The sequence below is a fragment of the Thioalkalivibrio sp. ALD1 genome, assembly GCF_000381245.1.
GTDB lineage: Bacteria > Pseudomonadota > Gammaproteobacteria > Ectothiorhodospirales > Ectothiorhodospiraceae > Thioalkalivibrio.
Genome location: NZ_KB906241.1, coordinates 627885 through 650804 on the forward strand (window position 1 = coordinate 627885; position 22920 = coordinate 650804).

Sequence of the window (22920 nt, forward strand, 5' to 3'; positions counted from 1 at the left end):
CGCACATGTCGGGGCGAATCGTGCCCGTCCCGGGCGTTCCCGCGCACGCATCCGATGAAGCTCTCCCTGCCCCCGTTCGATCAGGCCCGTGTGCTGGTGATTGGCGATCTGATGCTGGATCGCTACTGGCACGGCGGTACCGACCGGATCTCGCCCGAGGCCCCGGTCCCGGTAGTCCATGTGCGCGAGATCGAACAGCGCCCGGGCGGGGCCGGCAACGTCGCACTGAATCTTGCTGCCCTGGGCGGTCATGCCGATCTGGTCGGTGTGACCGGCGAGGACGAGGCCGCGGCCGAACTGACCGGTCTGCTCGAGGGGTCGGGTGTGGCCTGCCACTTCCGCCGCCAGGCGGGTGCGGCCACCATCACCAAGCTGCGCGTGATCAGCCGTCATCAGCAGCTGATCCGCCTCGACTTCGAGGACGGTTTCCCCGGCACCCGCGCCGCCGATCTGCTCCCGCAGGTCGAACCCCTGCTGGCCAACTGCGGCGCCGTGGTCCTGTCCGACTACGCCAAGGGTGCGCTGCGCGACCCGCAACCCCTGATCCAGGCCGCCCGCGCCGCCGGAGTCCCCGTACTGGTGGACCCCAAGGGCCACGACTTCTCGCGGTACCGAGGCGCGGATCTGATCACCCCCAATCTCGCCGAACTGGAGGGTGTGGCAGGTCCCTGTCCGGACGATGAAAGCTTGGAACAGGCGGCCCGCGGCGTGACGGAGCGCTGCGGGATCCCGGCGCTCCTGGTCACGCGCGGCGCGGCCGGGATGACGTTGTTCCGCGAGGGGCAGGCGGCCGTGCATCAGCAGGCCCGGGCGCGCGAGGTGTTCGACGTGACCGGTGCGGGCGATACGGTGATCGCCACCCTGGCCGCCGCCCTGGCGGCGGGCGCGACCATCGAGGACGCGATGCAGCTGGCCAACCTGGCGGCGGGCATCGTGGTCGGCAAGCTGGGTACCGCCACCGTCTCGCTGCCCGAGATCGAGCGCGAGATCTACGCTCCCCGGGCGGCCGGTCAGGGCATGCTGTCCCGTGCCGAGCTGGCGGAGGTGCTGCGCCGGGCTCGTTCAGCGGGCGAGCGGGTCGTGATGACCAACGGCTGTTTCGACATCCTGCACGCCGGCCATGTCGCCTATCTCGCCCAGGCCCGTGCCCTAGGAGACCGGCTGCTGGTCGCGGTTAACGACGATGCCTCCGTGCGTCGACTGAAGGGAGAAGGACGCCCGGTGAATCCGTTGGACCAGCGCATGGCTGTCCTGGCGGCCCTGGGCGCGGTGGACTGGGTGGTCCCGTTCTCCGAGGACACCCCGGCCGACCTGATCGCCGACGTCCTGCCGGACGTACTGGCCAAGGGCGGCGATTATCGACCCGACGCCATCGCCGGACACGATGCGGTGGTGGCGAACGGCGGCGAGGTACGAGTGCTGGATTTCATGGGCGACTGTTCCACCAGCGCTGTGGTGGAACGCATACGAGCGAGTCAGGAACAACGATGAAAGTACTCTACCTTGTGGGGATGGGCCGCAGTGGTTCGACGCTGACGGATATCCTGCTGGACGCCCACAGCCAGATTCGGGCGCTGGGCGGGGTGCGGCGGCTGGCACACTATGCGCGCAAGCATCCCTGTCCCTGTGGTGCCCCCAGTTTCTGGGAGTGCGAGTTCTGGTCGGCCGTCAATGCCCGCCTGGAGGAACGTCTTGGCTGTACCCTGGAGACGCTCGATGTGCACGCCCGCGATCCGGCGCGTTTCAATGAACACAATCGCACGCTGTTCGAGGTGGTCTCCGAGGTCAGCAACGTACCGTTCGTGACCGACAACTCCAAATCGGTGCAGCGCCTGCGACGCCTGATGGCCGCGCCCGACATCGACGTCATTCCGATCCATGTCCTGCGTGACCCGCGCGGCCGCGCCCAGTCGCTGCGCAAGCGCAAACAGCAGAACTACATCCCCACGTTTTCGTATTCGCATCGCTCGCTGCGGCTCTACTACCTCCTGCGCAACGAGCCGCACATCGTGCTGAACTACGAAAAGCTGGCGTACGATCCGGAAGATCAGCTGCCGAAGCTGATGGCCCGGCTGGGCCTGGAGTTCGAGCGGCCGCAGCTCGACGCTTGGGCGGAGATGCCGCACCACAACATCGGTTCCGCGGATGTCTTTCGCAAGACCGAGGGCAGCCAGATACGGCCCGACGATGCCTGGAAACAGGTGATCCCGCCCTACATGCAGCGCATCCAGAACCTGATTGCCTGGCCGGGCCGGGTCGCCAACGACGCCAAGGAGCGTCGCTGGGGAATCGACTGAGTCCCCGCTGGTTCAGCGAGGCTTACTGACCCGTTCCAGCCATGACCGGTCGCCCTCCGCGGCCCGCAGAAACCCCCGCGACTCCGGACGTCCGAAGGCCAGCGGCAGGGGATCAAGGATCCACAGCGCCTGGCCATCGCTGCCCAGCATGCGCGGGTCCCGCCCCCGAAAGCGGATCCCGTAATCGCGCAGCTCGGCCCACAGGGTCTCGGCCGCCGCTCCCGGGGGATCGCTGGCGGCATTCAGCGGGCGCAACTCCGGGTCCGTCTCCCAGACCAGCCAGACCAGGCCGCGATCTGCGGCGATAATCGCTACCGGCCGCGGCACCGAGAGTCCCAGACGCCGCAGCGTGAGGGCATGACTCCAGGCCCGCCGGGCGATCTGGCGCGTGAGGACCGGGCGCAGCAGGCCGGGTAGCGCCTGCCAGTGGGCATCGATTCGCTGTGCCCGGTATGACCGATCGGCATGGCCGGAGAGCCCATCCGGCAGTTCGCCGGTTTCGTGCAGTTGGCGAGCGAGGTGTTCGGCCTGTCCACGGGCAAGCGCCCGTCGGTCATGAATCACCCCGAGCTCATCCATACGGAATCGGGGGTAGTGCTTCCACCCCCGGCACGCCCGCCGGGCGACGCGGCGGGCGTGCCGGAGGCGGGCACGGCGCAGGTCGCGCAGGCAGCGTTGCAACCCGGCTTCCGTCACTTCCCAGCCTCTCATTTCGTGATACTGCCGGAAGCCCTCCCGTATTAGTGTCTCGGGCAAGCGGGTCTTGGAGGCGTACAGCCGTTGCAGGTGGTCGAGGGCCGCTCGGCGGCCGAGTGGCCCGTTGCGGCGACGCACGCGATCTCCGTCGATGGCGAACAGACGCCCCTCACGGGGGATGAAGTTCAGCCAGTTGAGATCGTTCTGGACGATGCCGGCGCGATGGTGTTCGGCCAGTGTGGCCAGCAGGCGTGCATGGGCCTGGTCTCCCGGGTCTTCCCCGGACGGTGGCCAGGGTTCGTCCGCCTCGACGAGATCCAGGACCAGCAGCCAGGCGCGGTATCGGGGGCAGTAAGCGGCGTGGTGTACGGCTGGAGCGGGGACGCCAGCGGCTTCCAGCAGGCGCGCTCCACGCGTCCCGCGCCGCCATTCGGCCCACTGGCCGATGCGTCCAAGGTAGAACTTGGCGACCACCGGCTGCCCACTGGCAAGCCGGGCGCGGAAGATCCGTCGTTTGCCCGGGTACTCGTGAATGCACTGTTCCAGTGCGAGCGTTCCAAGCCCGGGGATCTCCGGGCGGTCACCCGTTTCCGGTGTGCGGCGCATCGAACTGGTAGCCCAGCAGGTCCAGGTCGCGGCGATAATGCTGCGCGACCAGCTCCACGAGGGCATCGTCGTAGTAGGTCCGGTAGTCGTCGCGTTCGGTGGCGCGGCGCAGATGCGGCAGCTCCGGCGCAGGTATCCCGATGCGGTCGCAGATGGTCCGGAAATCCTCCTGCAGGTTCTCGTAGCGGCCGATGAAGTCGACGATCACCCGGCCCTGGAGATCCACGATGTACTCGTGCTGCAACTCCGCCGAGGTGTCCAGCATGTAGTCGTACGGGCGCTCGGGATCGAACTTCAGGCGCAGGAAATCTCCGAAGGACTTGACCCCTTTCAGGATCTCCGGCTTCTCCCGCTGGATGTGATGCCAGGAACTCACCTGAAGATCCCACGGGTTGCGCACGATCGCGCACTTGAACAGCTCGCGGTAGACCGGCTCCGGCAGCATCTCCTTCGCCGCGATCGCTTTCGCGTGGCGGGGGAACTTCAGTCCCAGCTTGTGCCGGGGGCGGGTCAGCTGGCTGACCTGGCTCGCCGCCCACAGCGGAATGCTGTACCACCCGCCCCAGCGGTACGGCCGCAGCGCCGCCCGGATGCTGGTCCCGCCCGTCTTGGCGATGTGCACGAACAGGAAATTCTTGCGGTATGAAATCAGCATGTAGCGGAGGCTGGCAGGGGGCAGTGGCGGTATTGTAACCGCGGGTGTGTCAGGAATCCGCGGGATTGCGTCGGGCATTCAGCGAGCCCAGGGTATGCAGCAGGGTCTCGTCGACGTCGCGTTGCGGGGGCTGGCGGCGCAGCCAGTTGCGGTGCACGAACTGGATCTCTCCGACCACCTGTGGGACACCGACCAAGCGGGCCACCGCCAGCCGGTGATTGCCGTTCGCCACCTTAATGAATTCGCCGTCCGGGCCGATTGCCACGCCAATCTCGTCCTTGCCCAGACCGGCCACATATCCATTCTCGGCCATGCTTCGAGCCAGCCCGCGGTATCGTTCGAGGTACTTGTCCAGGGAGCGGGCGATCTTGTCCTCGGCCTGGTCCGCGGTCTTGCCCCGCTCCCGATAGTAGTACCGCAGCGCGTTGATGTGTTCGTCTCGGTTGCGCCCTTCGTTCAGCAGGTGTTCCAGCAGTCCGTAGATCGGGTGCTGGTCAAAGGGTTTGGTCCGCCGGTGCCATTGTCCGCGACGCACGCCCCGGGGAAGGAGCAACCCATCCATGAAGAACCGGACCTTGGTCGCCGGGTCGCGCTTGTCGAGATACCGCTCGAGATTTTCGGTGGGCAGATCGATGAGGATGGGGGCTTTCATGGGGTGTTGGTGTCCGGCTTTAAGGTCGATACGAGGCCCAGCGCATCCAGGTAGGCGCGGGCGCTCTTTTCAACGGTGTAGTCGGCGACCGCCTGCTGGAGCTGGGCCGGTTCGGTCGGTGCATCCAGCCCTCGGGCCATACCATCGGCCAGTGCAGCAGCATCGCCTACAGGAACGAGCGGTCCAAAGCGCCCGCCGTCGAGGATGCCGCGTGGACCACTGGGACAGTCCGTGGCGACGACCGGCGTCCCGAGTGCCATGGCCTCGACCAGGACGTTGGGTGAACCCTCGAAGCGTGATGACAGGACCAACAGGCTGGCCGTACGCATGAACGGATACGGGTTGGCGCGGAAGCCCGCCAGATCGACATGGTCCGCGATATCCAGTTCCCGCCCCAGGTTTTGCAGTCGGGCCCGCTCGGGCCCTTCTCCCAGGATGATCAGCCGACAGGTGCGCTGAGCGTGTAACCGAGCGAAAGCCCGAAGGAGCGTCGCGAAATCCTTCTGCGGTTTCAGACGACCGACGGCCAGCACGACCGGTGTCTCTTCCAGGGCGGCCGGATCCAGCCAGGGATGATCTGCGACCTGCCCCGCGCGTTCAGGCAGCTCCGGGGAGATCACCGGGTTGGGAATCACGCGGAACCGCTCCGGCGGGATGCTGCCGATGCGGGCGAGGTCCTCCGCGACCGGACCCGCTACCGCAACGATCGCATCCGCCTGCGGGTACAGCCGCCTGACAGGGCGATAACGGAGCAGCCTTTGCAACGAGGTCTTGCCGGCAAGCGAACCGCTCAGGTGCATGCCCATCCGGAGAACGACCCTTGTGGGTACCCGCGCCAGACGCCGTGCATGCAGGGCCACGCGGCCGGCACGGTCCTTGGCGGCCAGTAATGCCGCCGGGCGTTGACGGCGGAGATAACCGATGACGGCGGGCAGCGCCAGCAGAGAGGTTCGTGCGTCCAGCCGGATCACGTTCACGGCCTCGGGGATTTGTTCGAGATGACCGCCACGCGCCTTCAGCAACAGAAGGTCAACCTGGATGCCGGCATCCACGAAGCCTCGCAGAAGATGGTTCATCATCTTCTCGACACCACCATCGCCGGTGTAGGACACGAGCACAGCCAGCCGCCTGGTCGTCATGCCGGTTTTCGTTCGTCGTTGTAGCCCTGCAGCAGATGGGACCAGCCTCTGGCTCCTCGCTCCCGTGTGCCGGACCACTTGGCCAGCGAACGCTGTAGCCGGGTCAGGTTACGCTTCAGCCCTCGATGGACGCCGAGGCGACCCCGGTCCCAGTCGATCAGCCAGACCTCGTCACCTGGTCCGACCAGGATGTTGCGAACATTGAGGTCGGCGTGCCAGGTGCCGGCATTGTGGAAACGGGCAACGGTGGTCCCGATTCCGCGCCACAGGGCCGGGGTGTCGAGTTCTTCCCGGATGTATTCATCAAGCGGCAGGGCCTTTGGGATAGCGGTGGTGATCAAGTCCCCCGAATACCACAGGCTGTGGCGGACGACCCGGGCTGCGACAGGGCGGGGGACCGGGAGACCGAGATCATACAAGGCACGCAGCAGGTGCCATTCCTGCAATGGGCGTGTGCGCGCGAGGCCGGTCCACCAGTAGTGGTCTTCCGACAGTCTGGCGATCCAGCCGCCGCGCCAGTAGTGCCGCAATACAAGGTCGAGTTCTTCGTGCCTGAGGAAGTGGGTGGTCCGGCGCCCGGTACGGGTTGCGGTTATAGCCCCCTGCTGACGCAGCCTCTGTGGCTGAAACAACTCCTCGGAAACCGTTGGGAGCAGTGACGTGTCGTGCAGGATCCACCGGTTTCGGGCCAGGCGCTCGAGGCATGTGCCGGGCGATGTCGGGGCATGGTTTGCCGCGTCCGGCGCCAATGCGCGGGCGTCAGGCCGATGGCGCGGAATGTGAACGCGGTTATCGTCTGGCATCGGGCAATCGCAACGGGCGCCTCGCATCGGTTTCTCTGGTTGTGATCCGGACCCATGATGGGGACGTGACGATGGGCGCTGTTGGGCTGTACCCCCTGTGAGCACCCATTATACTGGCGACCGATTTTCCATGAGTCAGATGCCGCCCCGAAAGGTGGTCGGCTTCTACGCCTGCACGAACAACCAACGAGACTCGCATGACAGCAATGAACGGGCGCGCCGTGCCCATGAATTCCACTGGGCTATCACAGGGCGGGCTTCGCTATGCGGCTATCGCCTGTGTGTATGTGTTCGCCTTCCTGTCGCCGCTCAGCATTACGCTGGGGCAGCTTGCCCAGTTCGGTATGCTGATCATCACCGCTCTTGTAGTAGTGCGCCACTGGCAGGGTGTCATTCGTAGCCCGGTGTTCTGGATTGCCGTGGCATTTATCGTCTATGTGCTTTTGCGAGGGTTGTCGGCGGCCTTTATCGAACAGCCGGAGCTGTCCAGCGAACATCTGGACGGTATGGGGACCTGGGTCCGTATCCTTGCATTACCCGTACTGATTCTGGCCATGGCGCTGGTGGCCACTGGCGACTGGTTGCGTCACGCCGTGGGTGCCCTGGTAGTAATGGCCCTTGGGTTTCTCTTCTTCGAAATACTGCCCACGTGGTCCTGGGAAGACTTCAATCAGGCCCTCACCGGAACCTTCCGCTACATATTCGGTATGGGGCATTCGCGGGCCGCCCTGGCGATGGGGGCGATGCTGATCGGCCTGTTGATGTTCGTGCCGGCTTTGCTACTGGGTAATGGCGTCCAACCCCGGGCGCGCGGCACTTGGGCTATTGCGTTCCGCGCCAGCGGTGTTCTGGTGGCCGTGGTCATGCTCCTGGTCGCCATTTTCGTCACCAAGTCGCGCACAGGATGGCTGTCCCTGATCGTGGCCTTGTCAGTGTTGGCCATTCTGCTGGCCTGGCACTTCCGCCGCGAGCTGCGCCGTCCACCCGTGATGGCAGGATTGCTGGTCTTGGTGGCCCTGTTTGCTTCCGGGGTCCACTTTGCCTGGGACGAGATCGAACGTCGTGCGATGGACCGAGCGGACGCGATTGGTGAGATCCTGGCCATGGAGAGCCTGGAAGATGCCTGGGAGTTCGAGGATGGCAATGTCGGAGCCCGCGGTGCGTACAAGGTGTTCGCCATCCAGCTGTGGCTCGACCGCCCAATGACGGGATGGGGCCCCGGAGATCCCTACCACATGATGGCAGAGCGCCCTCTGCCACCGGTGCTTGAAGGTCGCTCGGGGCATTTTCATGACGCCCACGTGGAATTGCTTTCGCGCCTGGGCGGAATTGGATATGTCCTGATGATCGCGTTCTTCATAGCCATCATCTGGGAGGCCTTTCGCCAGGTACGCGCGCGGCCGCGCACGGATCGCGTAGGGTTGGGGCTGGCATTTACGACGATCGGTTTCGTGCCTTTCATGCTGGTGGCGATGCTGGGCACGTATTTTCTCGATTCATTCAAGCAGATCCACTTGTATACGATGTTCCTGGCGCCAATGGTTGCCGCGGCCCTGGCCCGGCACATTAACGCCCCCCGCACAAACGGATGACGTGGCGTGCCGGATATCGTGCTTTTCGGGATGTTTCGGCCGTGGGGAGGTACCTATCGGCGGCTGATGAATCAGATCCACGTGTGGACGCGCGAGGGCTGGTCGGTGGAGTTGGTGACTTTCCGCGACGGGGAGATGTTTTACCCCGACGAGATGCCATCATCGGTGGCGTGCGTGCACCTTGGTACCCGCGGGAAATTCGCGACTACTCTGGCCCTTTGGCGCTACCTGCGACGACGTCGGCCGCGGGTGATCCTCTCGGTGAACCATATCACCAACATGATCCTGGCTCAGGTGGGTATGCTGCCGGATACGGGAGCGAAGCGCTTCCTGAGCGTACCCAATACCTTTGGTGAATCGGAAAAGCTGGCGGCCGAGCCGCTGCGGCGGGAACGGAAGTTCCGTCAGATTCGTCGCTGGTATCCGCGTTCGCACGGGGTAATCGCCGTTTCCGACGGTGTGCGTGATGATCTGGTGGATACCGTGGGCCTGAAAGGGGTGACCGTACAGCGTATTTACAGTGGCTCGGTGGCCCCGTCTACGCTGGAGCGGGCCTGTGAGTCCGTGGACCATCCCTGGTTAGTCAACAAGACCTGCCCCGTGATCTTGTCAGCAGGGCGCCTGGTGCCGCAAAAGGATTACCCGACCTTGCTGCGCGCATTTGCCCGCCTGAGGGAACGGCGCGAGGCAAGGCTGATCATTCTCGGCAAGGGGCGCGAGGAAGCTGCCCTGAGGTCCCTCGCCAGGGAACTGGGTATCGAGGGCGACCTGGATCTGCCGGGCTTCGTCTCCAATCCCTATGCATGGATGGCGCGTTCTGACGTGTTTGCGCTGTCCTCTCGCTGGGAGGGTCTGGTCAATGTGGTGATGGAGGCCCTGGGACTCGGCGTGCCCGTGGTGTCGACCGATTGTCCCAGTGGGCCGCGCGAGATCCTCGCCGATGGTCGTTTTGGCACCCTGGTGCCGATGCAGGATCCCGAGGCCCTCGCCGATGCCCTGGATCGTACGTTACGTGGCGAGGGGCCCGCGTTCGAGCGCGAGGATGCGGTGCGCCCCTTTCGGGCGGAAACGGCCGCCCGGGCATACCTCGACTTTTTCGGCCTGGCGTCTCCGGGGCAAGGGATGCCGCGTTGAAGGGTCTTCTCGCCCAATGGAAGCAGGCGCGGCAAACGCGGCTCAAGCTGCGCTGGGTGGAACCGGAGCTGACGCGAGGAGAATGGCAGGTGTCCGCGGGTGTGGCCTACTGCCCAAAGGACGGCGTTCACCCCGATGCGTATCAGAAAAGGCTTCTGCGTTCCGCCGGACAGGGCCATGCCGGGCGCAAGCGCGGGCTGCAGGCAGGAGGTGCTGCCGGGACCTGCGATACGCTGATTGCGCGTAGCGACTGGACATTGCTGGTGGATCGAGAGCGGCGCTGGATGCTTCGGGTAACCGATCGCCCGGGGCAGGTCGACAGGCTGTTACGCCATGCACAGTGGCTGGCACGGTCCTATCCCTGCCCCGAGATTCACCAGGCCACGGTGGAGATCCCGGGTGCTTTTGCCGTCCGTGAATCCTTTGTCGATGGTGTTCCTGTCCGTGATGCGGACGAAGCGCAATGGGATCCGGTATATCGCCAGTTGTTGGCCAGTTGCGAGCACCATGTCGAGCATTGCGAGGGTTGTTTCGACCTCGATCGGGTCTGGAGCGAGGTTCGACGATGGAACCTTCCGGGTTGGTTGCGCAGGGCGCTGGATCAGTATGAGACGGGTGTCGAACATGTCCTGCGCGAGGCGCCCCTGCTCGAATGCCACGGCGACTGTCACAACGGGAATGTCTTTGTTCGTCCGGATGGCCGTGTTGTGCTGATCGACCTGGAACGGGTGCAACCGTTACCTTTTTTCTACGACGCGCTGTCGCTCCTGCGCGGGACCGCGCCGGTGAATGCTGCGTTGCGCACAAACTATCTGCGGGGCGACTACGACCCGGAAATGGCTTCTTTGTGGCATTCCGCCGGGCGCGAATGGTGCCCGGAGCACCGCGTTGCCTCGCTGCTGTCGATGGCGCTCGCGCATGCCTTTCACCCCCAGTTTGCGAGCGCTGCTTCGCACAAGCGTCGAGACAAGTTTGTGGGTGCCAGCGAAAAGCTGCGCTCTGCTCTCAGGGTGGATTAACGCATGCGTCGACTGGAATTGATGGGGCCGCCTGGTGTGGGCAAGACCGCGCTGCTCGGACCTCTCCAGGCAGAATGGAAACGGCGGGGTATCGAGGCCGCATCTCCACGATTACTTCCGCTGTGGACCTATCAGGAGCGTCAGGGCGCGGGCGCTTTCCGGCGACGGTTTGAGGCGGCCCTGTACGCCCGCAAGGGTCTGCAACGATGGATGCGCCCCAAGCTTGAGAAGGAGATGGTGCGTCACGAGTTCCGATCCCTGCGCGAGGCCGGATCCCCATGGCCCGAGTTCTTGCGTCTGGCGCTGGTGCGCGGTGGCGAGTCGGAGGGAGGAGAGGCGCTTGCGCTGGAACGGATGCAGAGCTTCATGGGTAGTGTCGCACTGGCACGAGCGACCGAACGGTTGCCGGGAAACACTTGGATTCCGTTTGACGAAGGACTTGCCCAGCGGGCCATTAGTCTGGGTCAGGGGGCGTCGCCGGAACAGGTCCAGGCCTATCTGGACAGCATGCCGGCCCCGGACGCGCTGGTTCTGGTGGTCGCCCCGCCCGATCTCGTGAATGCGCGCCTGCGCCAGCGCAACCCGGACGTAACACGTTTCCACGAAATGGTTGAGCAGGCTCTCGACATTACCGAGATTGCTGCGAGCATCTGCGGCGACAGGGGCATCCCGCTTGTGCACCTGGATTCGAGCGCGCCCCCTGACAAGGCGGCCCGATTTCTCGCGGACAGTCTGGAACATAACGAAGGTTAGGCTGGGCGTGGTACCACCCCGATGGAAGGGGACGGCGTTCCAGCGCCCCTTTGCGGGGAACCCTTACGCTGCCTCGCATCTCGGCCGCGGTGATATCGAGTACTGTTATGGCAAAACACACACCGAGTATCCGTAAGAGGCTGACTCGTTCCAAAGTCGCGTGGCTGACCGCTACGCGAGGACTGCGGGTGGCCACCATGGACCGCGCTCATGTCTATCCTGACCTGGGGTTGATCTATAACCGGATCAAGAAGTCGGGTAACTCAAGCATTTCCCTCTACTTGAACGAGCTGGTGGCGGGCGAAAGCATTTCAGCGGGCACGCCGATGACGCGGGCGGCCTATCGGTCGGAGCTGAAAAGCGCGCGCAGTTCGGGGAAGCGACTGGATGATCTCTCGGTTCGGGAACTCCTGGCGGCGCGCCGTTACTACCGATTTACCATTTTTCGTAATCCCTACGCGCGCTGCCTTTCGGGCTTTCTGGACAAGGTGGCATCGGCCAAGTCTCGATATTCCTGTTTTCCGGGGGCCGGGCGTCAGGATGCGGACGGTTTTTCCGAATTCGTTGGGTTCCTCGAGACGGGCGGTCTTTGGGTAAACAAGCATTTCTGGCCGCAGTGCGACCTGCTGATGGCGCCTCCGGATGAGTTCGATCATGTCGGTCAGCTGGAAAACCTGAGGGAGGAGATGAAGCGGGTGTGTGCGGCGGTGGGTGTAACACTCCCAGTGTCACTGGACCTGAGCAAGCCCCATTCGCTGGAGCGCAGCTATCAGGGCAAGGTTCAGGGTGCGGCGGGCCGAGTGGCTGAGTTCTACGACGACTCGCTCTATCCGCGTGTGGCCGCCTTGTATCAGCAGGATTTTACCGTTGGGCGATATGATCCGGCCTGGCGACCGTAACGTTGGCGTGCCTCACTCGTTCGGTTCGAGTGCGTAGTCGAAGGCTTCGAAATCTTCACGGTACAGTTTGCGGATGCGGTCGATCTCGGGTCCGCCATAGTAGTCCGCAAGTTTGTTGGACGAGCCAGTCCGGTGAGGATCCCAGTTGTGTACCTCTGCAAGGGATTCGGTCCCGAAGAGCTTTTCAACCAGCGCTGGGAGATCGCTGTCGATGCGCTCCAGCCTGCCCGTGAAATCCAGCCGGCTGCGGTCGCGGGGTAACAAACTGACCTGGGGTGCCCAGTGGGGACCACGATAAAGGGCTCCGTTTTCCAGGCGCTGGAGGAAATCGGCAAAACTGAGGGGCGCTCCATTCTGCACTGACCCAGTGCCAAGGTTCTTCGCTGCGGGCGGGCGGTCGCGCATGATCTTGTCGAGATAGGCGGACAGGGTGCGATGAAAGGGGTTGCGCACAAAGGTGAACAGGAAATAGTTGCGCCAGGCCTCGCGGCTGCGCATCAGTCCGATGTCGCGGGGATGGCGATAAACACCGATCTTGTCGCCGGAGGCCTGGACTGCCTCGCGCTGTTCGTCGGTGATCGACGGGTCATAGCGCAAGAGGGTGTTTCCGACGGTGGAGTGTCCGGCCTTGGGAATCCGGTAAAACACAAAGCGTTGCGACGTGGATACCAGGATGCGGGGGTTGACGCGATGCTTCTGTACTCGACCATCAAGGCTGGATAGGAGCGGATTGAACCGCTCACTGAAGAAGCGTGAGGCGTGCATAGTTCACGAATTGTAGCACGCTCATGTCCCCTCTCTCCCCTGCAGGCTGGCCCGCCGATGCCCATCCGCGGGCCGACGCGGGTCAGCGTTTCCAGGGCGTCTGCGCTATCATCGGTCGCGTCTAATGGAGGGCAGGTGTTGGGAAAACCACGGGTCGCGATCCTCTCGCCCTTCAAGGCGTGGGGCGGTATTGAGCGCAAAATGGTGATCCTGTGTCGGGAGTTCCTCGCGCAGGGGGTGCAGCCGCAGCTGATCCTTACGCGCGGGGGCGTAGTCCCGTATCCCGACGAAATACCATCCGAGGTGGATGTGGTCGATCTTGCCAGTGGCGGAAAGCTGGACAGCATTCGCAAGCTGGCACGTCTGTTGAAAGAAGACCCGCCCGATGCCCTGCTAACCGCCAAGGATCACGCAGCCAAGGTTGCCGTTATTGCGCGCCGGTTGTCAGGCTGCCCTGTGCCGGTATTCGTGAAGGTCACCAATACTCCGAGCCAGACGCTCCGGCGGCGTTTCAAGCGCTGGACGGCGCGGCTTTTGTATCGCCAGGCGGATTGTGTGATTGCGATCTCCGAAGGCGTACGGGACGACCTGACCACGCATTTTGGCATGCCCACGGACAAGGTCCAGGTGATCTACAACCCGACCGTGACGCCCGATATTCCCGAGCGCGCCGCAAACGCGGTCGACCACCCCTGGTTTCAAGGTGAGGGCCCGCCCGTGATCGTGGGTGCGGGCCGGCTGACTGGGCAGAAGGATTTCGCCACCCTGATTGAGGCCTTTGCCTGTCTGACAGCGCGCCAGCCAGCCCGACTGGTGATCCTGGGCGATGGCCCACTACGCGAGTCACTGCGGCAGCGGGCAGAGCAACTCGGCGTGTCCGAGGCGGTGGATCTGCCCGGGTACGTGCCGGATCCCATCCCGTACTTTGCCCGTGCGGCGCTGTTTGTATTGTCGTCCCGGTATGAAGGGCTCGGTAATGTGATCGTGGAGGCCCTGGCGGCGGGCGTGCCCGTGGTCGCTACAGACTGTCCGTCTGGTCCGCGCGAGATTCTCCGGAACGGGCGTGTGGGGCGACTGGTTCCGGTCGGAGATGTCGAGGCGATGTGCCATGCGATGGATGCGACCCTCTGCGATCCTCCGAGGAGCGATGTGTTGCGTGATGGGCTGGATCGCTTTCGCAGTGACCGGGTTGCGCTGCAGTACCTGCAGGTGATGGGGCTCAAATCGACATGAATCTCGTGGAGTCGGGAGTCGCGAACCAGGTTGTTATGCGAGGAGTGCAGGGATGATCATCAGCCATCGGCATCGCTTCATCTTCATCCACTGCCGCAAGGTCGCCGGCAGTTCGATGAAGGTCTCTCTCGCGCCGCATCTCGGTCCGGACGACGTGATGCTGGGTAGTGTCCACGAGAGCATTCAGGCAGAGGGGGCTATGCAGCCCTGGATGCGGCGCCAGCTTCTGACACCTCTTGGTATTTCCGAACTCTGGAGCGCAATGCTCAAGCGGCGGGGCTGGGCATCGGCGCTGAACAAAGTAATGAAAAAGCGCTTCAAACGGGAATTCGGGCTGTCCTCCTCGTCGCATCCCCCGGCGGTGGAGATACGCGATGCCATGCCCGATATCTGGCGTGACTACTACAAATTCTGTTTTGTCCGGAATCCGTACGAACGCGCGGTGTCGGATTACCTCTATCGCACACGGAAGGATGAAGCGCCCCCGAGTTTTAGCGGTTTTCTGAGCGAGGTGATCGCCGACGCCCGCTCGGGGCGGCAAAAGCATGACAATTGGCCGATGTACACCATCAATGACGAGGTGGCCGTGGACTTTGTCGGGCGTTACGAAAACCTGGAGGCCGATTTCCGGCACGCCTTGTCGCAGGTTGGCATCGAGGGCGTGGACACCCTGTCATCGGCCAAGCGGCGTACCTACCCCAAACCCTGGCAGGAGTACTACGGCCCGGAGGAACGGGAGAAGGTGGAGCAACTGTTCAGCCAGGAGATCGAGTACTTCGAATACTCGTTTACCGACCGAGGCGCGTCAGGGCCCCAATAAACATTCAAAGCGATCGCGCGTGCTGTCTGGCTGGGGGCAGTTCATCCGCCATGGGGCCGCGAGTCATAACCCTGGGCCTGCAGGGTTTGGCGGTGGTGCTCCGCAAACTCGCGCAATTGCTCGTCCTGGTGCCAGGCGTGAGCCCGATCAGGGCGGAAGCTTGCCGCTGTCGCTGCCAGCTGTGCGGGATCGAGCGGGCACCCGCAGAATCGCAGGGCCGCGTCCAGCGTACCTTCTGGCTCGGTGAGCAGTGCCTCGTAGGAAATTTCCAGGCCCCGGTCTCCCAACGTCTGCAGGTGTTGGCGCGCCCTCGTCACATAAAGGGCCCAGAGATCGAGCCCGCCCTCCAGCGTGCCGCAACGAACTTGGGGCGCGAATCCTCGGCGCCCTGGTCCGAAGGGGTTCATCCGATACATCTGGCGATACTGCCGGTAGCGGCGCGTGCGTTTGTTGAACACATCGCGACGGCGTGTGAGCAGACTCGCGGCTACATCGGCGCCGTGGCGAACGATGTGGAGGACACGGGCAGAGGGAAAGAGCTCCAGCCACAGCGGCAGCGTGAATGTGTTGCGGGGATCTTTCCATCCCCATGGAGTTTGCTGGCGGCTCAGGCCCCACCCCCGCAGGCTTCGCTGTAGCCCCAGGAATCGCAGACTGGACGGACCGTCGACCGTGTCGCGCATGTAGTCCAGAAGCCAGGGCTGGAGTGCCTCGTCTGCGAGCAGCCAGTCGAGGGATTCGGGCCGGTCCCAGGTGGCGGACGCTTCGCGAAAAAGCCAGGCATTGATTGCGTTGGTGAAGGCCGCCTCCTCGTTGCGGCTGGCGCCAACGCCCATGAAGAAGCCGGACTCCTGCAGAACCCGGGTGAGGAGGCTCGTACCCGATCGGTGCATGCCGATGATGATGACGGGCGGTTGTGCTCGGGTGCTCATGGCGCAGCCGCATCCGGGGTTGGGGGGCGGTTGGCTTCGTTATGCGCTGGCGTGCCCTGGTGCCTGTATCTTTCGAACCAGGGGTCCAGGCGCAAGGCGATGACATCTTCTACGTGCTGGAGACTCTTCCCGTCGAGGTATTCGTGGTAGCCCCCCACCTCGCCTTTCCGGGTCTTGTAGCTGTCGGAATCGTCCTGGTCGCGGGCGGCGAGGGCGCTGGAGCCCATCGCATTGCTGGCCTCCAGTTGGCGCATGTTGTCGAACCGGCCGTACTCGACTGCCTGCGCGATTACCGTATCGCTCACTCCGTGGATGCCCATGAAGTCCAGCACCCGACGTAGTTCGCCCGCGGTATCGGCGTGAAGGTCCTCATAGGTCAATAGCAGGAAGTCTTCGGGTACGTGGCGGTTGCGCGCCCAGATGGAGTAGAAATCCACGATGGTCTCGATGCCGCCGCGGCGTTCGTGGACGTAGTCGTCCATGGTCCCCTCGTAGTTCGCGTTGCGCCGGGTCTTCTGGAAATAGGAAGAGACCAGAACGTCGCGGGGGTCGCGGGCCATGAATACGACTTTCTTGCGGGCGTAGGCGGACTTGTCGGTATCAAGCTCCTCGGGGTACTGGAATTCGGGGCCGCCGTCATGGTGTTGGAGGATGTACGGAATATCACGCCATGGCTTGCAGTAGCCGCGCAGGCGCAAGGGTTTGCGCAGGCGGATGCCGTAGTGGAGCTCCAGGGCCTTGCTGAGCAGAACGACCAGCCAGGTGCGGCCGCATTTGGGGTAGGAGACGATGTGGACATCGGCGCGCCAGCGCCGCCAGCGTCGGCGGACCAGTTGGACCAGTCGGCGCGCCGGACCCCGCTTGCGCGTGATTGCAGCCACGTTCAGGCGTCCTCGAAGCGGTAGCCGAGGACAGATATCTCGTGGTGGCAGACGCGCTCAATGATGGCGCGGTCCTCTGGCCCAAGGACTTCGCTGTAATGCCGGCTGTCCTTGCGAAAGCCGCCCTTCGCGCGGTAGGTCGGTAGCGAGATGTCACCATCCATGTCCAGTTCGGACTGCAGGGCCTCCAGGTCGGCACTCAGCGTCTCGTAGCGCAACACCTTGTGAACGGCCAATTCGTCATTGATCGTGTAATGCCCCCAGTTGCTCAACCAGTGGGGCTTGTGCTGCTCCATCCAGGCCAGGTATTCGCTCAAGCTGGGGAACTCGGTACGCCCCTTGCTCTCCCAGCGGTGCTTTTGCCACCAATAGCGGGACAGGGCGCGATCCCAGGGATTTCGCTCGACCGTGAAACGATAATAGCGGTTCCATTTGTCTTCCCCGAGCAGGTCGCGAATCTCGGGTGCTCGGGTGTGCTGACCGTAGCTGGCCCGTTGCCCGCGCGTGAGCAACCGCCGCCACTCCTTGAAGCCGCGATGCCTGGAAACGGGTTTGAGGTAATTGATGGGGCCGATGCCCCCTTCCTGACGCCGGAATGATTCCTCGCCGCGGTTTTCGCTGAGCGGGGTCACGATGTCCTGAGGGCCGCATACGCGTGAAAGCCCGATTTCGAGGCTGCTACCCGCGGTCTTGCGTGTCTTGATGAATACGAACTGATGGCGGTGGGAAATTATCACGCGTTTTGAAGCCCTTGCTGGTGGCGCATGCGGGAGGCGAGATTAGAGCACAGGGTTTCTGCGCCGGACAATTCAGCGGTGCATTACGGGGCGAGCCTCAGCGCCTTCAGGTAGGCCCGCGCTGAGGCTTCTGCGGTGAAAGGGAGAGTAGCCGCCTGCAGGGTGGCCGGGTCTGGCGGTGTGGTCAGCAGGGTGTCCAGGGCCTGAGCCAGGGCCTCGATGTCGCCTATGGGCACAACGGGGCCCAGGGTGCCCTGGTCCAGTATTTCGGCGGGGCCGGAGGGACAGTCGGTGGCTACGCATGGGGTGCCGCAGGCGAGGGCTTCGATCAGCACGGCCCCGGACCCCTCGCGTTTGGATGTGAGTGCGAATGCGTTGGCGCGTGCCATCCAGGCGTAAGGGTTGTACTGGAAACCGGGTAGTCGCAGGTCCTGCTCCACCCCGAGATCTCTGGCGAGCTGTTCCAGATTCGTGCGTTCGCGGCCCTCGCCTAGAATGACCAGTCGCAGGGGGCGTCGCTGCCGGAGCTTGGCGAATGCGCGGATCAGGCTGGCAAAGTCCTTGCGCAGTTCCAGCGAACCCGCCCCGAGGACCACGGGGATCTTCTGGGTGCGGCTGTCTTGGAGCCACGGGTCTTCCAGAGGGGCGGCAGCTTGATCAATCAAGTCCGTGGATACGATCGGGTTGGGGATGACATGCAGCCGCTCGGCGGGAACGCCCGCTAGGGTGTTCAGATCGTGGCCGACTCCCTCGGAAGGTGCGACTACGGCGTCCGCCTGCGGATACCAGCGCTGCATCGAGTGCTGGAGGCGTCGGGCGCGGGAGGGCTTCATCTCGGCGAGGGTGGCGCTGATGGACATGCCCATGCGGATCGCCACCGGCATGCCGGGCCGGGTCAGGCGGCGTGCCAGGAGTGCGGTTCGGTTAAGTCGATGGCTGGCGGTGTATAGCGCCTGTGGGCGATGGCGCAGCAGGTAGACGATGAGGGCGGGCAGGGCCGTGTTGCGATGGGCGGCGCGCAGCGGTATCCGGCGTACGTTCGGGGGCAGGTCGTCGATATAGGGGCCATGTCCGCGCAGGGTCAGCAGATCGAATTCCAGGGAGTAGTGGCCAAATTCCCGGACGAGGTTGGCGACCACTCGATCGACCCCGCTATGCCCCGAGGTGGCAAACAGCAGGGCAACCCGGGGCGAGGGGGATTCAGGCATGGTTCGCCGTCGCCTCCACCAGCATATCCAGTTTCGCGGTGACGTCCGCGACCTTGATGCGGTCCATCACGGCGGGATTGCGGACCCGCTGTCCCCAGCGCAGCGCCTCCGGTAGCTTGCCGAAGGCCGCCTGGCAGGCCTCGGGGTATGCATTGACGACCCACTCACGGCTGCAGTACGGCCCCGTACGCTCGGGATTGGAACCGGCATAGAGTCCGATCACGGGTGTGCCGACTGAGTTGGCCATGTGGGCCGGGCCCGAGTCGGGTGAGATCACCACGTCAGCCCGTTCGAGCACCGCCAGTAGCTGTTTGAGGCTGGTTGTCCCGATCAGGTTAATGAGCGAGTGGCGGCAGTCGGAGGCGATGGCTTCGCCATAGTCTCGCTCCAGTTCGGTGGGGCCGCCGGTCAGCACGACGGTCATGCCGTGGTGCTCCACCGCATGTTCGGCGACGGCCGCGTAGTGTTCGGCGGCCCAGTTGCGAAAGTTGCGAAAGCGGGCGCTGGAACACGGGTTGATGACCAGGACGGGGCGGTCGGTGGGCAGGTGCCGAGCGGCCCATTCCCTCGCACTATCCGGGATCGGGATGTCCCAGCGCAGTTCGCGCTCCTGTACGCCCAGCGCCTCGGCAAAGCCGAAGAACGCGTCCAGCACGTGCTGGCGCGGCCGGGCGGCGATGCGCTCCCGGGTGAACAGCCACTGGAAGTCGCGTGCACGCTCACGGTCGAATCCGATCTTGCGCCGTGCCGGAATCTGCATCCCCATCAGGCTGGCGCGCAGGGAGACCTGCATCTGCAGGAGGGTGTCGAACTGGCGGCCCTTCAGGGCGCGTCGGAGGTCTGTGTAGGCACGTAGCCCCCGCGCCTTGTCGACCACGACGAACTCCACACCGGGCAGGTCTCCCAGCAACTGGTATTCGAGGTGCCCGATGATCCAGGTGATGCGGGTGCTGGGCCAGGCCTTTTGTAGCGAGCGCACCACGGGGACTACGTGCGTGGCGTCACCCAGCGCCGAGAGGCGCAGAAGTGCGATCTCCCGGGGCGGCCCCGGGGTCGATGGGGCTATGGTCGACTGGTCAGGAGTCGTCACCGGGCGTCTTCCGCTTGTTCTTCTTTTTGAGCTTGTTTTTCTGCCACGGCAGGCGACCGATGTGTTTGCTGCGAATGCCCGGATAGGGGTCCGGGGCTCCCTCGGGCTGGGTCTTGAAGCGTCGGTGTGCCCAGAAATATTGCTGCGGATAGGCTCGCACGGCCTCTTCCAGGACCTGGTTCATTCGCGCCGCATCCGCGGTTCGGTCGCCGGAGGGGTAGTTCTCCAGAGGCGGCCCGATCACGATCTCGTAGCCACCCTCCTGTGAGTCCACGCGATAGAACAACGGCAGCACGCGTGCCTTGCCCATGCTGGCGAGACGGGAAAGGCCGGTGGTGGTGGCCGCTGGCTGTCCAAAAAACGGGGCGAAGACCAGATCTGCCTGGCGAATGTTCTGATCGCCTGCATACCAGACCGGAACCCCGGCCTTGAGCGTGCGCAAAATGCCGCGGATGTCGTCCTTGGAGATCGCTCGGCTCAGGCTTTTTTCGCGCCCCTTCTTCATGGCGCGCTCGAGCACGGGTTTTTTCTCCATCGGTTTGTAGATCACGGCCATCTCGGCGCGCTGGCCGAACAGCCTTCCGGCCAATTCGATGCAACTGAAATGGCCGGACAGCAGAATCACGGGGGCGCCTTCTTCGGCGGCGGCACGCAGGTGATGCAGACCATCGATGCGGCAGGGAATCCGGTCGACGGCCTTGCCGCCTAGCCAGCCCAGGGCGACTTCGGCGAGGCCGCGCCCGGTATAGCGGAAGTTGGCGCGCACCCATTCCTCGCGCTGGGTTTCCGACAGCTCCGGGAAGCACAGCTCCAGATTTCGGCGTACGACGTAGCGGCGTGATTTCGCCACGTGGTAGAGGGCTCCGCCCAAGGTTTCGCCCAGGCCAATGGCCCAGCGCCACGGCAGGCGCGCAATAAGCCACAGAGCGGCGATCGCAGTGGTTTGCCCCCAGTTGGACGGGTGTAGGGCGTTGTCGCTACGCGGGCCTTTCATCGCGCGGGGCAGATCCTGTCAGGCAAGGGCCGGAAGCAGCATATTGTACATCGCATACCCGGCTGCCCGGCTCAGGGAGCGGAGGCATCGTCATCCGCGTGATCAGCCGGCTCGGGCGCTTCCTCGAACTGGGCCATTTGCAGCGCGGCGTAGTGCCCGTTTCGCTCGAGCAGTTCCGCATGGGTGCCGGCTTCGATGATACGTCCCTGATCCAGTACCACGATGCGGTCGGCATTCTCGATGGTAGAGAGCCGATGGGCGATGACCAGCGTGGTGCGGTTTTCCATCAGCCGTTCCAGCGCATTCTGGATCTTCTGTTCGGATTCCGTGTCCAGTGCCGAGGTGGCCTCGTCCAGAATCAGGATCGGGGCGTCCTTCAGGATTGCACGGGCGATGGCGACCCGCTGGCGCTGGCCACCGGAGAGCATGATCCCGTTCTCGCCAACCACGGTATCAAACCCGTCGGGCAGTTCGTCGATGAAGTCCAGGGCGTTCGCCGCGCGCGCCGCCTCGCGCAGCTCGTCGAGCGAGGGTTCGCGATTGAGCCCGTAGGCGATGTTGTGGCCGAGGGTGTCGTTGAACAGCACGACGTGCTGGCTTACCAGGGCCATTTGTGCCCGCAGGTCACGCAGGCGGTATTCCTGGATCGGGTGACCATCCAGCCGGATCTCGCCTTCCTCAATCTCGTAAAAGCGGGGCAGTAACCGCGCGAGGCTGGTCTTGCCGCTGCCGGAGCGGCCGACGAGTGCCACGGTCTGCCCTGGCTCCACGGTCAGGCTGATGTCCTTCAGCACCCGGTCATGACTGGTGGGGTAGCGAAAGCCCACGTGCTTGAATTCGATGCGCCCATTGGTCTGTTCCAGCGGACGCTGACCGTGGTCAGGTTCGGCAGGCGTGTCGAGTACCTCGAATACGCTTTCGCCTGCGGCCAGTGCCTTTTGAATTGCAGCGTTGACCCCCACGATGCGCTTCAGGGGGGGCAGCATCAGCAGCATGGCGGCGATGAACGAGATCATGCCGCCTGGCGTAATCGCCTCCAGGATGACATCCATCGTGGCGAGATACACGATCACGGCCAGGGCGACGATGGCGCCCAGCTGTGACAGCGGCTGGGCGGCGGCCTGCACCGCTTTGTGGCGCATGGCCTGGCGGTGAAAGCGGGTGTTGGTGTCGTCGAAGCGAGCCGCTTCGTAATCCGTGGCACCGAAAATCTTCACCTCGGCCTGTCCGCGGATGCCGTCCTCCGCAATCTGTGCATAGTCGCCCACGGAGCGCTGCATGCGTCGGCTGATCTTGCGGAATTGCCGGTTCGCGCCGGTGATGACCAGGGCGACTACCGGCGCGAGCGTGAAGACGATCAGTACGAGCCATCCACTGAGGTAAGCCATATAGGCCATAAGGAACAGCACGGTGAAGGAGTCACGAATCAGTACAACGATGGCGCGGGACGCTGCGGAGCTGATCTGGTTGACGTTGTAGGTCAGCTTCGCGAGCAGGGTGCCCGGCGAATGTCGGTCAAAGAAGGCCGCCGGCAGGCGCAGATATTGCTCGAACACGGCCTGGCGGATGTCCTTGACCACCTTGCGCCCAATCCAGGCCACCGTGTAGTCGGAGGCAAAGGTGGTGGCGCCGTAGTAGACAAAGATGGCCACCAGTCCCAGTGGCACCCATACGCGGGCTGCCGGATCCTGTTCGATGAAGGTGCCATCCACCAGGGGCTGGATGATCCAGGCAAAGGCCGTCTGTCCCGCAGCCGCCATGATCATCGCGACAATGGCCACGATTCCAAGGCGCCAGTAGGGCTTGATGAATTCGAAGATGCGCCGGTAAAGCTCCCACGAGGTCCCCGCTGTGGGGCGGGTGGGCTTGACGCGTTTTCCTTTGCCTTTCATCCGGATCCTTCTTGGGGTGCTTGCCGTGGACCGGCCGTCATGGGTCCGGTGGCCAGCCCCGGCAAAAGCCGCCATGCTACCAGAAGCAGGGCTCGTTCCCCGGCTCCAGCCGTACGTAGAGTG

General features: G+C 64.0%; 22 protein-coding genes. 9 read left to right on the forward strand and 13 right to left on the reverse strand.

From position 1 onward, the window contains the following. Positions 1–54: 54 nt before the first annotated feature. Positions 55–1491 (forward strand): bifunctional D-glycero-beta-D-manno-heptose-7-phosphate kinase/D-glycero-beta-D-manno-heptose 1-phosphate adenylyltransferase HldE, encoded by a 1437-nt coding sequence (hldE, locus tag F623_RS0102930; protein ID WP_018868082.1) that lies wholly within the window; start codon positions 55–57, stop codon positions 1489–1491. Further along, entirely contained in the window at positions 1488–2297 is an 810-nt protein-coding gene (locus tag F623_RS0102935) for a sulfotransferase (RefSeq protein ID WP_018860789.1), read from the forward strand. The genes hldE and F623_RS0102935 overlap by 4 nt, the downstream gene beginning before the upstream one ends. Before the next feature lie 12 nt (positions 2298–2309). On the opposite strand, the gene F623_RS0102940 is transcribed toward F623_RS0102935, so the two are convergent. The 5 genes from F623_RS0102940 to F623_RS0102960 are packed head-to-tail and all read right to left on the reverse strand — an operon-like array spanning position 2310 to position 6875. Next, positions 2310–3599: a hypothetical protein gene (locus tag F623_RS0102940; RefSeq protein ID WP_018860788.1), complete on the reverse strand. Its 1290-nt coding sequence runs from the start codon at positions 3597–3599 to the stop codon at positions 2310–2312. Next, positions 3574–4254 carry a sulfotransferase family 2 domain-containing protein gene (locus F623_RS0102945; protein WP_018868081.1) on the reverse strand — a complete coding sequence of 227 codons (681 nt, stop codon included), beginning with the start codon at positions 4252–4254 and terminating at the stop codon, positions 3574–3576. Before F623_RS0102945 ends, F623_RS0102940 begins: the two co-directional genes overlap by 26 nt. 49 nt (positions 4255–4303) lie before the next feature. Then, positions 4304–4906 carry a hypothetical protein gene (locus tag F623_RS0102950; RefSeq protein WP_018868080.1) on the reverse strand — a complete coding sequence of 201 codons (603 nt, stop codon included), beginning with the start codon at positions 4904–4906 and terminating at the stop codon, positions 4304–4306. Beyond that, entirely contained in the window at positions 4903–6045 is a 1143-nt protein-coding gene (locus F623_RS0102955) for a glycosyltransferase (RefSeq protein WP_018860785.1), read from the reverse strand. The genes F623_RS0102950 and F623_RS0102955 overlap by 4 nt, the downstream gene beginning before the upstream one ends. Next, positions 6042–6875 carry a 3-deoxy-D-manno-octulosonic acid kinase gene (locus tag F623_RS0102960; RefSeq protein WP_369772112.1) on the reverse strand — a complete coding sequence of 278 codons (834 nt, stop codon included), beginning with the start codon at positions 6873–6875 and terminating at the stop codon, positions 6042–6044. Before F623_RS0102960 ends, F623_RS0102955 begins: the two co-directional genes overlap by 4 nt. 179 nt (positions 6876–7054) lie before the next feature. On the opposite strand from F623_RS0102960, the gene F623_RS0102965 reads away from it, so the two are divergent. The 5 genes from F623_RS0102965 (at position 7055) to F623_RS0102985 (ending at position 12245) form a co-directional block, all read left to right on the forward strand. Further along, entirely contained in the window at positions 7055–8440 is a 1386-nt protein-coding gene (locus tag F623_RS0102965; RefSeq protein WP_018860783.1) for an O-antigen ligase family protein, read from the forward strand. Positions 8441–8470: 30 nt separating this feature from the next. Next, positions 8471–9574 (forward strand): glycosyltransferase, encoded by a 1104-nt coding sequence (locus F623_RS0102970; RefSeq protein ID WP_196799755.1) that lies wholly within the window; start codon positions 8471–8473, stop codon positions 9572–9574. Then, entirely contained in the window at positions 9571–10593 is a 1023-nt protein-coding gene (locus F623_RS0102975) for an aminoglycoside phosphotransferase family protein (protein WP_018868078.1), read from the forward strand. The genes F623_RS0102970 and F623_RS0102975 overlap by 4 nt, the downstream gene beginning before the upstream one ends. A gap of 3 nt (positions 10594–10596) precedes the next feature. Then, on the forward strand, positions 10597–11346 hold the full coding sequence (locus tag F623_RS12795; protein ID WP_038040133.1) for a hypothetical protein: 750 nt from the start codon (positions 10597–10599) through the stop codon (positions 11344–11346). Between the two features lie 197 nt (positions 11347–11543). Beyond that, a complete protein-coding gene (locus tag F623_RS0102985) occupies positions 11544–12245 on the forward strand; it encodes a sulfotransferase family protein (RefSeq protein ID WP_196799759.1) in 702 nt (233 codons plus the stop codon). 12 nt (positions 12246–12257) lie between these two features. On the opposite strand, the gene F623_RS0102990 is transcribed toward F623_RS0102985, so the two are convergent. Next, positions 12258–13010 carry a sulfotransferase family protein gene (locus tag F623_RS0102990; RefSeq protein ID WP_018860778.1) on the reverse strand — a complete coding sequence of 251 codons (753 nt, stop codon included), beginning with the start codon at positions 13008–13010 and terminating at the stop codon, positions 12258–12260. A gap of 159 nt (positions 13011–13169) precedes the next feature. Here F623_RS0102990 and F623_RS0102995 point away from each other — a divergent pair, with 159 nt between their 5' ends. Continuing rightward, complete coding sequence (locus tag F623_RS0102995; RefSeq protein ID WP_255349365.1) at positions 13170–14243, forward strand: glycosyltransferase; 1074 nt, start codon at positions 13170–13172, stop codon at positions 14241–14243. Between the two features lie 52 nt (positions 14244–14295). Beyond that, positions 14296–15063: a sulfotransferase family 2 domain-containing protein gene (locus F623_RS0103000; RefSeq protein ID WP_018860776.1), complete on the forward strand. Its 768-nt coding sequence runs from the start codon at positions 14296–14298 to the stop codon at positions 15061–15063. Between the two features lie 41 nt (positions 15064–15104). Here the strand turns inward: F623_RS0103000 and F623_RS0103005 are convergent, their stop codons facing one another. The 7 genes from F623_RS0103005 to msbA all read right to left on the reverse strand — a co-directional run bounded on the left by F623_RS0103005 (position 15105) and on the right by msbA (position 22797). Continuing rightward, complete coding sequence (locus F623_RS0103005) at positions 15105–15995, reverse strand: sulfotransferase (protein WP_018860775.1); 891 nt, start codon at positions 15993–15995, stop codon at positions 15105–15107. Beyond that, a complete protein-coding gene (locus F623_RS0103010; RefSeq protein WP_018868077.1) occupies positions 15992–16876 on the reverse strand; it encodes a sulfotransferase domain-containing protein in 885 nt (294 codons plus the stop codon). The genes F623_RS0103005 and F623_RS0103010 overlap by 4 nt, the downstream gene beginning before the upstream one ends. A 2-nt stretch (positions 16877–16878) precedes the next feature. Then, entirely contained in the window at positions 16879–17613 is a 735-nt protein-coding gene (locus F623_RS0103015) for a sulfotransferase family 2 domain-containing protein (protein WP_018860773.1), read from the reverse strand. 83 nt (positions 17614–17696) lie between these two features. After that, complete coding sequence (locus F623_RS0103020) at positions 17697–18821, reverse strand: glycosyltransferase (RefSeq protein WP_018860772.1); 1125 nt, start codon at positions 18819–18821, stop codon at positions 17697–17699. Next, complete coding sequence (locus tag F623_RS0103025) at positions 18814–19911, reverse strand: glycosyltransferase family 9 protein (protein WP_026278582.1); 1098 nt, start codon at positions 19909–19911, stop codon at positions 18814–18816. The genes F623_RS0103020 and F623_RS0103025 overlap by 8 nt, the downstream gene beginning before the upstream one ends. Then, a complete protein-coding gene (locus tag F623_RS0103030) occupies positions 19898–20905 on the reverse strand; it encodes a lysophospholipid acyltransferase family protein (RefSeq protein WP_018860770.1) in 1008 nt (335 codons plus the stop codon). The genes F623_RS0103025 and F623_RS0103030 overlap by 14 nt, the downstream gene beginning before the upstream one ends. Before the next feature lie 71 nt (positions 20906–20976). Next, positions 20977–22797 (reverse strand): lipid A export permease/ATP-binding protein MsbA, encoded by a 1821-nt coding sequence (msbA, locus tag F623_RS0103035; RefSeq protein WP_018860769.1) that lies wholly within the window; start codon positions 22795–22797, stop codon positions 20977–20979. Positions 22798–22920 lie beyond the last annotated feature (123 nt).